General features: G+C 33.8%; 9 protein-coding genes and 1 pseudogene. 3 read left to right on the top strand and 7 right to left on the bottom strand.

What is annotated here, in order from left to right; all coding sequences use genetic code 11:
* The 3 genes from OEW78_RS09175 to OEW78_RS09165 all read right to left on the bottom strand — a co-directional run.
* Positions 1-785: putative Ig domain-containing protein (locus OEW78_RS09175; protein ID WP_300327004.1), on the bottom strand; the 785-nt coding region annotated here is incomplete at its 3' end.
* Positions 786-912: 127 nt separating this feature from the next.
* Positions 913-1,329 (bottom strand): archease, encoded by a 417-nt coding sequence (locus tag OEW78_RS09170; RefSeq protein ID WP_300327003.1) that lies wholly within the window; start codon positions 1,327-1,329, stop codon positions 913-915.
* Between the two features lie 41 nt (positions 1,330-1,370).
* Positions 1,371-1,736 carry a VOC family protein gene (locus OEW78_RS09165; RefSeq protein ID WP_300327002.1) on the bottom strand — a complete coding sequence of 122 codons (366 nt, stop codon included), beginning with the start codon at positions 1,734-1,736 and terminating at the stop codon, positions 1,371-1,373.
* Between the two features lie 88 nt (positions 1,737-1,824).
* On the opposite strand from OEW78_RS09165, the gene OEW78_RS09160 reads away from it, so the two are divergent.
* Positions 1,825-2,775: an alcohol dehydrogenase catalytic domain-containing protein gene (locus OEW78_RS09160; protein WP_300327001.1), complete on the top strand. Its 951-nt coding sequence runs from the start codon at positions 1,825-1,827 to the stop codon at positions 2,773-2,775.
* Between the two features lie 78 nt (positions 2,776-2,853).
* On the top strand, positions 2,854-3,402 hold the full coding sequence (locus OEW78_RS09155; RefSeq protein ID WP_300327000.1) for a DedA family protein: 549 nt from the start codon (positions 2,854-2,856) through the stop codon (positions 3,400-3,402).
* Between the two features lie 18 nt (positions 3,403-3,420).
* Here the strand turns inward: OEW78_RS09155 and OEW78_RS09150 are convergent, their stop codons facing one another.
* The 4 genes and pseudogenes from OEW78_RS09150 to OEW78_RS09135 form a co-directional block, all read right to left on the bottom strand.
* A complete protein-coding gene (locus tag OEW78_RS09150; protein ID WP_300326999.1) occupies positions 3,421-4,212 on the bottom strand; it encodes a DUF72 domain-containing protein in 792 nt (263 codons plus the stop codon).
* Positions 4,213-4,810: 598 nt separating this feature from the next.
* Positions 4,811-5,407, bottom strand: a pseudogene (locus OEW78_RS09145) (PQQ-dependent sugar dehydrogenase).
* Positions 5,408-5,904: 497 nt separating this feature from the next.
* Positions 5,905-6,048, bottom strand: a complete 144-nt coding sequence (locus OEW78_RS09140; protein WP_300326998.1) for a hypothetical protein — start codon at positions 6,046-6,048, stop codon at positions 5,905-5,907.
* 124 nt (positions 6,049-6,172) lie between these two features.
* Positions 6,173-6,298, bottom strand: a complete 126-nt coding sequence (locus tag OEW78_RS09135; RefSeq protein WP_300326997.1) for a hypothetical protein — start codon at positions 6,296-6,298, stop codon at positions 6,173-6,175.
* Between the two features lie 480 nt (positions 6,299-6,778).
* On the opposite strand from OEW78_RS09135, the gene OEW78_RS09130 reads away from it, so the two are divergent.
* Positions 6,779-8,151 (top strand): hypothetical protein (locus tag OEW78_RS09130; protein ID WP_300326996.1); only part of this gene is annotated, 1,373 nt, incomplete at its 3' end.

Below are 8,151 nucleotides of genomic sequence, written 5' to 3'. Positions count from 1 at the left end.
AAGTTCTCATCAAACCACTTCTTGTATGTTGCCTCGTTGTTATACCTGTCAACATAGCTTTGCGGATCTTTTTTCTCATCAACAAATGATGCGATTCCTAACTCTTCAGGTTCATCTATTGGTTCTGGTTCAACAGTTGGCTCTGGTTCTTTTGGTTTTTCTTCTGGTTCCACATATGCTTGCTTTACTGTAATTGTGACATTTTCTTTATCTTCTTGACTTCCACTTTTTGCTATGATGTCAAAACTATAATCCACATCTTGAATATTTCCATGAGATTTTGATGGAGTCCAAATAAATTTTCCTGTGTTTGGATCAATTGTAGCTCCACTTGGTTGATTCTTTAAACTGAATACTATGTCTTTAGCTGCACTATCAGTAACACTTACTGTAAATGTAACTGTCTTTTCAACTTCTACTGTTTTATCTGGAATATCTTTTAACTGTAATACAAAATCTGGAACTTCAAATACCTTCTTTCCATCAAATTCTAATAATATTGAAGTACCATTCACTTCTTTTTGACTATCTGTAAATCCTATAGCATTGTAAATTCCTTCACGGTCAAAAAACATTTCAACTCCTCTTGGAATTGTACTAAATTCGCCTTGAGTTGTAGTAGGGTCTGATATCATTCCTTTATAGTTTCCATTTGAATCACGAATAATCACATAAACAATTTCTTTACCGTCTTGTGTTCCAATTATGGTAAAATTCTCATCAATTGTGTAAAAGTTCTTTTCCAATGAAAGAGACGTGACATCCGCATGAACTGGTACTATCATTAGAATGACCAGTGAAAATAATACAAATAGTCCTAGTTTTACTCTCACAATAGTGGATTTGCAACCGAGTCTTTTAAAAAACACGTATAATTTGTTCTAGAGAATTGCTAATTATTATTCACAATATCTAGAGATCAAGCAAAAATCTCATGTAAACTCCGCCGTTTTCTCTGATTTCCATGTCATAAAATGTTGGAGCCTTGATCTCTACTTTGAAATTATGCTTTTTTACATCCAATGTTTCTCCATATGCAGTTGCATTGATTGTGTATCCATTATTTTTTTCAATATCGAACTCTAGTCTTTTGATTGCAAATCCTTCTGTGATTAGCACAAATGGAATTTCTTCTAGCCAACTAAACAAAAGATAACGTATGTCTTTTCCCTTGGCAGAAAACTCCTTTTGATCTTTCTCTTCTACTTTGTCTTGATCTAGTGTAAGATTAATTTCTGCATCAGCTGCCACTGCAAACGCTTCTTTGAGATTATTTGCTTTTACCTCGATTATCGCATCTGTTGCATGATCTAGAAACTTGTAACTCAATCGAAATTGTGTGTTTTTCCTAATTATTAATTTAGGTGGTATTACTTTGCTTTTTCATCCATTTCTATTATCCCAAACATGTTTCCTTCCGTATCTGTACATTGTGCAAACCAACCAACTTTTGGAATTGCCATTTTAGGAATAATCAAATGTCCTCCATTCCCAGTGATCTTTTTTGCAAATACATCAATTGATGGAACATTGATTGTGTTGGTCATTCCTATTTGTCCTGGTATTCTCTTTGACATTCCTCCGTCAATTCCGGGTTCTTCTTTTCCAGTTTTTGCTATCCAATAATCCATAGGTCCATCCCATTTCTCAAACTTCCAATCAAATACATCGGTGTAGAATTTTTGAGCTCTTTCTGGATTGTCTACTGGAATATCAAAGTGAGAAATTCTTGGCATGTATATTTGATGAACCTAAATTATTTAAAATGAGCTTCATTTTTAGAATTTAACTATTTTAAAATTAGAAAACAACATTATTCTTTTTATGAAAGCTATGTGTTTTGATGGAAAAAATACTAGATATAAGGAAAATTATCCTGATCCAAAACTTGGAGAGGTTTTAGTCAGAATTAATTTAGCTGGCATTTGTGGAACTGACTTGGAAATTTTAGATGGGTATATGGAATATGATGGAATTTTAGGTCACGAGTTTGTTGGAACTGTGGAAAAAGCAGAAAATCCTAGTTTAATTGGAAAACGTGTTGTCGGTGAAATCAATGCAGGTTGTGGTTTATGTGAATCTTGTGAAAAAGGAATGGATAGACACTGTCCTAATCGAACAGTCCTTGGAATTTTGAAAAGAGATGGTGCATTTGCTGAATTTCTTTCATTACCAGAAAAGAATCTACATGTCATACCTGATTCTATAACTGATGAACAAGCAGTTTTTGTTGAACCATTATCTGCTGCATTTGAAATTAAAGAACAAGTATCACTACAATCTCAATGGAAAGTTGCAGTCGTTGGTGATGGGCGATTAGCTCAATTAATTATACGAGTTCTAAAACTTACATGTCCTAATATTACATGTTTTGGCAGACATAAAAGTAAACTTGAGAGTTTGATAAACATTGGAGTTAAAATAAAAATTGGCATTGAAAAACCTGATGAACAATCTTTTGATTTGGTAGTAGAAGCTACTGGAAGTAATTCTGGGTTTACTGATACTATGAAATTGATAAAACCACGTGGGATTGTAATCCTGAAATCAACTATTGCATCAAGAGAAAACCTTGATCTGACTCCTGTAGTAGTTAATGAGATTACTCTGATTGGCTCTCGTTGTGGATTATTCAAACCTGCAATAGATGCGCTTGCAACTGGAATGGTTTCAGTTGATTCTATGATAGATTCTACTTTCCCTTTGGAAAAGTTTTCAGAAGCAATTGAACATACAAAAAAACCTGAAACTCTGAAAGTTTTTCTTAAACCTTAATTTCTGCAAAAATTACGCCTAACATTTTATAGTTTTTACTCGTAAGGTAATTTAGTAAGATTTTATTGCCAGAAGCAAATGGAACCATTTGATTCTTTTCTAATCTGGATTGCAGATTTTTTAGGGGATCATCTTTACGAAGGAATATTCCTAGCAGCATTGCTTGAGACTATAATTCCACCAATTCCCACTCTAGCAATATTTCCAACTGCAGGATTTCTAGCATCTCAACAGGATGTGACTTTGTTAGGAATAATTCCTATGATTATTCTTGGTGCACTTGGTGCAACTATTGGAACTTCTGCTATCTATTTAATTGCATTAAAGCTTGGACGTATTGTATTACTTCGTTACTTGAGATTTGTTAAAGTAAATGACAAAAAATTAGAGCGAGTTGAAATATGGTTTGAGAAATATGGTGACAAGGCAGTTTTCTTGGGACGAATGGTTCCTGTAATGAGAGAGATGATTTCAATTCCTGCAGGGTTACTCAAAATGAGAATTCCTAAATTTGTTTTGTACACATTTGGTGGTTCATGTATTTGGTCTAGTGCAACTATTTTGGCTGGTTATTATTTTGGAACTGCAATTGGTCTTAGTACTAGTTCCATTCAACCATTGCCTTAGTTATTCAAAATATCTATTTTAAAAATTACCCAAAGTTTTCTGTTTTTTCCCTTCCCAAATTAATTCCCGCATACCAAGTTTCATTCTTAAAGAATTTGCGGTATGTGGACTGAATCCTTCAAAATGATTGTTTATCATTACTATTCCAAGTGGAATATTTTTTATTTTTTCAAGTTTTTTTGCCCAATTTGCAACAAGTGCATCTTTGTTTTTTACAACTCTTCCAAATTCTGAATCTGATATAGAACGATCTCCTATCAATCTAATGTAGAGGTAGTTGGATGTAATTGGCATTGGGTTATTCACTCCTGCAACTTTGTTCCATACAAGGCAGTGTCTGTTTTGTTTTAGATACTCTATTGCATCTTCTGAAAACCAAGACTCATGCCTACCTTCTATAGGGTATACAAAATTATCTGGAAGCAAATCAAAAAGTTCGTCTAATCTTGGTTTTGCCTCTTCAAACGACAATGATGGTGGCAACTGTAACACTAGGGCTGAAACTTTTTCATGAATTGGAGAAAGAGAAGCCAAAAATGAAAAAATTTCTGAATTTACTCTATCTAATCTCTTTTCATGCGTAATTATTGATGGAAATTTTGCTGTAAATCTAAAATGTATGGATGTGTCTTTATTCCATCTTTTTACAATCTCTTGGGCAGAAATTTTATAAAACGTGGAATTGATTTCGGTAATTTCAAAGATCTGAGAATAATATTTTAACCATTTTGAATTTTCTAAGTTTTTAGGATAAAATGTTCCAGACCATCCTTCGTAGCTCCAACCAGTACATCCAATCTTGATGTTCATGATGTGACTTTATTTGACGTATTTTAAAAATTTGAAAGCTGACTGGCGCGGATTAACCTTTACACAGTACTGCTGTATGCTCAGACTGGTAAACAATTACCAGTATTCAGACAATAGAAAATTGTGTCAGCTTTCTATACTGTGTATGCAATTATGGGATAAAAAGTAGATGCTAAATCTCAAATGCTTCTAATTAGATGCAATCAAAACTATATTTTGATAAATCCATTATTTATCATCCATTGAATGCTCTTTGTAAATTCATCATCAGATGACAATCCCTGACTCCACCATCCTGCATTTTTTCTTAACCATGATCATCTAATGGAACGATTTTGAGAATTCTATCGTCATCAAAGATAGGCGATCCTCTTCCGTCTTGATTGCTTGTCAGTACGTACAGGTACCCATCCGAACCTGTTGCTACATCCCGTAATCATCCAAATTCATCTTGGAATAGTTTTTCATGTGATAGGACTATTATTTTTCAAATCAAAGTCAATTGCATGCAAGTGGCTTCACCTTAATGTCTCAACAAAATATTTTCCAGTTCAGTCTGGAATTTTATCCCCATAGTAAAACTCGACACCAGATGGGGTCATGTGTCTTCACCCGTATGTAAGATTGGGTTCTGCAATCCTTCTCTGGTTTCATCTCCAATGATGTCAAGCCATCCATAGTTTGTGCCTGGAATGATCACATTTACTTCGTCATGTGCAACATCCCTCCATCCAGATGGGCCATGCTCTGTCGCAACAAGATTTCCTGATTAATCCCAGTCAATGCCTTGGGGATTTCTATGCCCTATTGAAAAATTGCAGAATCTTTCCAGGAATTATCGTCTGGAATTGTCCCATCAGAATTGATTAAGAATTTTTCCTCCAAGTGAATTTAGATCTTGGGCCAAAGCTGGGTTTGCCGCTTCACCAGTTGTGATGTAAAGTTTTTCATCTGGTCTGAATTGAATTCTTCCTCCATCATGGAATGGCCCGTCAGGAATTCCATCAAGCAATGTTTTGTCTTCAGTTAATGCATTACCTGTTAATTGAAATCTTACAAGCTTGTTTGTAGTTGTTAAAAATTCATTGTAAGTATAATAGATGTAGATGAAGCTATTCTCCTCAAAATTGGGATCAACTGTCAATCCTAGCATTCCTCCCTCTACTCCAAGTGTTAGTAACGATTTTTCTAGCAATTGACCGTCTTGAATGATTCTTAGATTGCCATTTCTTTCAGTAAATAATATGTCTCCATCATGGTCCAATCAATGCTCCCTGGGATTGTGAGATTTTCAGCCACTGTCTCAACACTTACTTAGTATTCTGGATAGTCTTGGGCATATGTTAAGGGAATGATAAAAAATAATGTTGCTAGAGCAAATCCTTTCAATCTTGTAGATATATTTCATTTGCAATTAAGGCTTAAGACCATTGATTCCAGGTCTGCCTGCCTGGTATTTTGTCTTGATGGATGGTAATATGTCAAAATTTTGAATCCGTCATTTGAAACCGAAGATGAATTAAGAAATAATCCAAAAAGCGTATTTTTAACAATTTTTGTTTCTGTAAGTTTGGGCTGTTTTGGCATATTCTGTTACAAGTAATCTTGATTGATTCTTAAACGACAAAAAACCAGTTTAACGTAAAATTCCTAAAAGGCCATGGTAATCGTTAGTTCAAAATTAACCCTGGGTTACACATCTAGGAAATACTCTTTTTCAGAATTCTTTGCCATCTGACTAACCATTTTTCTGTACACTTCAAAATACTGATTGTTTTTTGAAATTTCTTCTTCATTTTTATTCTGAATGCGCTTTTCTGTTATCTGTTCACTCATGGTGAGTAATTTAAAAGAAAAATCAAAAAGAGATTAGGTTTGAAAAATTGACCTTTTAGTATTTCATCGCAGGCCTTTTTCAAACTTAATTTTTCAAATTATATTTCTGATCAATTCCTCATCTTTAATAACTAATTGCCACTGTTTTTCCTGTATTCATAATGACTTCTCGAATATTGCCTTTAGCATCAATAATAACTGCAATTACAACTGCAATTACAACTGAATAATCATCAAAGGATTTTTTCACTAATTTCCATCTATTCTTATTTTCATTATGACAACTCTCCAAAAAACCAACTCATGTAATTATAAGTCATAACCACCTTTTCAGACACAGAAAGGGAGATCCTTTTTATTGACAATCAGTAAAAATAGTAATTCCGTTTTATGCCTGATAATAAAACACTCCTCGTGAAGTTTTTGATCTAAAATTGTTTGATCCAAATAGAGTACAATATGTAGTAATGAATATGTCTGGAAGTTCCATTTTTTCTGTTTCATCTCCTATTTTTTCTGAACAACAAAATGGTTTTTCGTAGTATCTTTTCTGATGAATGTATTTTTTCTGTAGAAACATTGAGTATGAAGCATATCTTCAGAAAAGATAATTCATTGTCTTGTCCTCACATAAACTTGTTTGATCGTCTATTATGACACTTATGATGCAAATCTGAAAGTTTTTTAATATTGTTCTTACATCATCAAAAATGATGGGTATGTGAAATAAATGGATAAATTAACAATTTCTGAAGCGATAAAACGAATAGATAGTTTAATTGATGCTGGTAAGTATGATGTTAGTAGATTAGATAACATTCGTAAATCTCTAAAATATGGTAAGATCCTGTTTAATTCAGACCAACAATATCTTGAAAAATTATTAGGATCTCCAATAACATATGAAGATAAGGAAATTACACACAATCCCCTTTTGCCACTTGTCAAACAATTAATTGATTCTGGTTCCGGTGACTATGGACGGCTTCAATACATCTATGACTTATTGTTAAAAGGCAGATCTTTGTACCACTCTGATCAGGTTTATCTTCAGAAAAAACTAGATGAAACGGCAAATAACTCGGCCAGTTTGCATGATGAAGAAATCAAATCAATTGAAATTAAAGATGAAAGTCAATCATTTAAAAGCACATTACATCCAAAAGGTGAATTGCCCCAAAGCTGGGATGAAAATAAATTTGTCACGCAGAAAAGTACTGATTCTGATCAAAGTGATATGCAAAAAAATGAAGTAAGTGAACTCACAACGTCTGAACGTGAAAATTTACAATTATCAGAAATCAAGCAAACCAGTAAGGAACAAAAGAGACTAATTGAATCTATAAACGATGATCTAGATTCCCAAATTAAAATAGAGCGAGAAACCATCGCTTCCAACATTAATGAATTCAAACGAATCACTATTCAAAAAGAAGAACTTGAAAAAATAAAAACCGAGACCATTTCTATCTTGGATAAAATTAAAAAAGAAAAAGAAGATTTACTGAAAGAATCTAAATTACAAGAAGAAAATTTAATTCGTGTTCAAAAAGAACAAGGGGAAATAGAGAAAAATATTGTGCAAGAACAAAAACGCATTCAAGAAATGCAAGAATCTCAAAAATCTAATCTAGGTGAAAAAATAGCATTGCTGAAGGAACTTAAAGAAAAGGAGTTAGAATTAGAAAATACAAAAACTGAATTTGATGAAATCCAAAATACATTAGAGCAGGAGAGACAGGTTATCGAATCCGAATCAACCAAACAGAAGGAGAATCTGGCCAAGCTACAATCAGAAAAGAAATCACTGGAGGCAACCCAGGATGATTACGACTCACTCCTTGCACAGATTGAGCAGGAGAGACAGGTTATCGAATCCGAATCAACCAAACAGAAGGAGAATCTGGCCAAGCTACAATCAGAAAAGAAATCACTGGAGGCAACCCAGGATGATTACGACTCACTCCTTGCACAGATACAAAAGGAACAGCAAGATGTTGAATCCGAATCAACCAAACAGAAGGAGAATCTGGCCAAGCTACAATCAGAAAAGAAATCACTGGAGGCAACCCAGGATGATTACGACTCACTCCTTGCACAGAT

This window comes from Candidatus Nitrosopumilus sp., assembly GCF_029882185.1.
Lineage (GTDB): Archaea > Thermoproteota > Nitrososphaeria > Nitrososphaerales > Nitrosopumilaceae > Nitrosopumilus.
This window is presented reverse-complemented; position numbering and strand designations above follow the sequence as displayed.